Genomic DNA, 2,676 nt, shown 5'->3' with positions numbered 1-2,676 from the left:
TGTAGCCTTCCCCAATTTAAGACAGGGCTAAATTCAATAAATTTTCATTAATATCATTCGATTCGGGGAAGAATTCTTCCCCGAATCGAGGTTTGTACTCCCTTGGTGATTTATTGCCCAGGGATTGATGCGGATGGTTATTATTGTAATCTTCCATCCATTTATTGCTTAAAGAACGCAATTGATGTAAATCATTAAACCAGTAAGCATCTAATATATCTTCTCTATAAAATCTATTTAAACGTTCTATATACCCGTTTTGCATTGGCTTACCTGGCTGGGTATACCGTATTTCCACACGTTTTCTATTGCACCATTGACTGAATGTTTTAGAGATAAACTCAGGGCCATTATCACAACGGATAGTTTGTGGTAATCCAATTTCTTCTTCTAATTGTTCTAAAGTCTCCACTAGCTTTCTAGCAGGATAGTTCAACCCTGGATCTACAGCCAGTACTTCTCGGTTGCAATCATCAATTATATTTAAGACACGTACCTTTCTGCCATCAGAAAGGACATCTGACATAAAATCCATACTCCAAACCTGATTCAATTGTTCAGTGGTCTCTAAAGGATGTTTTACCCTACCTGTAATGCGCTTTTTATGTTTGCGCCTTAGCTTAAGCTTCATCTGCCGGTATACTCGTAATACCCGTTTCCGGTTCCACTTATGGCCTTCGCGACGTATTCGTTTATAGTATTCATCAAAACCTCTGGTGGGCAACTCAGTGGCCAATTCAGAAAGTTTATCGATTACCTCATAATCGTCTCGCTTAGTCTGATAATACCACATCGAACGGGTTAAACCTACTACATTACAGGCTCGTTTTATGGAGACCTGGTACTCCTTGATCAAATAAACCGCTCTATGCTTCTTGTCGGAAGGCCTTAGAACTTTTTTGACAGTATATCTTTCAGCATTTGGTTATCTAGACTGGCATCGGCATACATCTGCTTGAGCTTGCGATTTTCTTCTTCCAACTCCTTAAGCCGTTTTAGCTCACTAGTTTCCATTCCACCATATTTCTTACGCCAATAATAGATAGTGCTTTTATCAATACCCAGTTCTCGAGCGATATCACCAACAGCTCGGCCTTGTTCGTTTTCTTTCAAGATCTTGATGATCTGACTTTCTGTAAATCTACTTTTTTTCATCGGACAGTTTATCGTTTTTAAAATTAACAATTTCGAATTTTAAACTGTCTTATTTTTAGGGAAGGCTACACATTTATCTTCAAAATGGTGAAGATCTTTTAATTTTAAGGAGTCTATAAAGCTGGATAAACTGATATCATTTGCTTCAATATAGAATATTGTATCTTTATTAGATTTACTTTTATAGTAAGCTTTGTTCTTGTCCACAAAAGCTTGTTCAATAATTTTTACTGAAAAGTCTTCATTCGATTCTTCTGTAATAATTTGGTTGTGGGAGATAAATATTCCAAATAATAAAATAATTAAATTGAAGGTAGAATGTTGGAGAATTGACCAAGCAAATCCCAATTTTATTCTAGTATAACTCAAAAAAATGCCTCCAATTAATTGACTACCAACTAAAATTGGTGATATAATAAAAAATAGAGTTTCGCTATTATTATAATTTGGTAAGTGAATCATTCCAAATACTATAACTGACAAGTATAAAAAATATTTAAAAAATGAACCCCACCTTTTTTTTAGCCGTCCTTTAGATAAAAAGTTTATAAATTTTGCTAAATAATTTCTTTTGTACTTTAGAGGGAATCGGAATATAAATTCTTCAATTATGGGAGCTATCACAACCATTAGTAAGAAGATCACTATTAAATGAGAATCATCCAATGGCATATCCAGATTTAAAACATGAGAATCTATAAGGTAAATTAGTCCTAGAAATAGTATCCCTATAACGAATTCCAGCATTAAAATTTTTGAGACTATTTTTATCTTTTCTCCTGAACTTAAAGTTAATCTAGCCTCATCTGGATGCTTTATCCAGTTATATATTTAATTATAAAGTTCTTTCATGTAAAAAAATTGCGTAGAACGGTTTTGGTTAAAGGAAGTAGCGAGTAGGGAAGAGCTAGCTTGTCCGTTTAACCAGGATTAATTTAGACTTCTAAAATATAGAATTTTAGCTAAACCCAAGCTATTTTCTTTAACCGATGTTGTACCCAGTTATAATTTGTACTTTGTTTTGTTTTTTTCTCCTATTTTTTGAAATAAGTTTAATTCCACTCCTTTTTTAAGGTCTCTACTGGCAGTTGCTCCTGAAATATCTTTGAATATTTCCATATAATGTTTTCGTGTAAACTCTCTTTTATTTAATGAAACAAAATATTCGAGCCTATCTTTTTCTGTAAATGTACGTTGGTTAAAATCTAATAACTCATTTAATGATGTTTCAATCACATCAAGCATATATTCAATAAATGATGTAGAATTTCCTGCTTTGTCACTTTTTGATAAGGCTGCGTAATATTTTTCTTGATCTTTACTTATTAAAGTCTCGAAAGGTATATATTCAAAAATTGGATATTTCTCCATTAAAATTAGGGTTTGCCACAGCCGTCCCATTCTGCCATTACCATCTAAAAAAGGATGAATGAATTCCATTTCATAATGAAAAACACAACTTTTAATAAGTTCTATTTCTTCTGATTTCTTCAAATAATCAAATAAATCTTTCATTAAAAA

General features: G+C 32.7%; 2 protein-coding genes and 1 pseudogene. All 3 read right to left on the bottom strand.

The genetic code is table 11. The features are described from left to right. Nucleotides 1-16: 16 nt before the first annotated feature. Nucleotides 17-1,155 (bottom strand): annotated as a pseudogene (locus tag I6U49_RS16775) (IS3 family transposase). Nucleotides 1,156-1,194: 39 nt separating this feature from the next. Continuing rightward, on the bottom strand, nucleotides 1,195-1,827 hold the full coding sequence (locus I6U49_RS16770) for a CPBP family intramembrane glutamic endopeptidase (RefSeq protein WP_198629690.1): 633 nt from the start codon (nucleotides 1,825-1,827) through the stop codon (nucleotides 1,195-1,197). A gap of 330 nt (nucleotides 1,828-2,157) precedes the next feature. Next, nucleotides 2,158-2,676: Fic family protein (locus I6U49_RS16765; protein ID WP_198629689.1), on the bottom strand; the 519-nt coding region annotated here is incomplete at its 5' end.

This window comes from Salegentibacter maritimus (assembly GCF_016236915.1).
Taxonomy (GTDB): Bacteria; Bacteroidota; Bacteroidia; order Flavobacteriales; family Flavobacteriaceae; genus Salegentibacter; species Salegentibacter maritimus.
The sequence above is the reverse complement of the archived record's forward strand: the minus strand, read 5'-3'. Positions and strand labels throughout refer to the sequence as shown.

Bases quoted from the DNA above. Each gene is read 5' to 3' on its own strand.
- I6U49_RS16770 (WP_198629690.1), bottom strand. From the start codon at position 1,827: ATGCCATTGGATGATTCTCATTTAATAGTGATCTTCTTACTAATGGTT.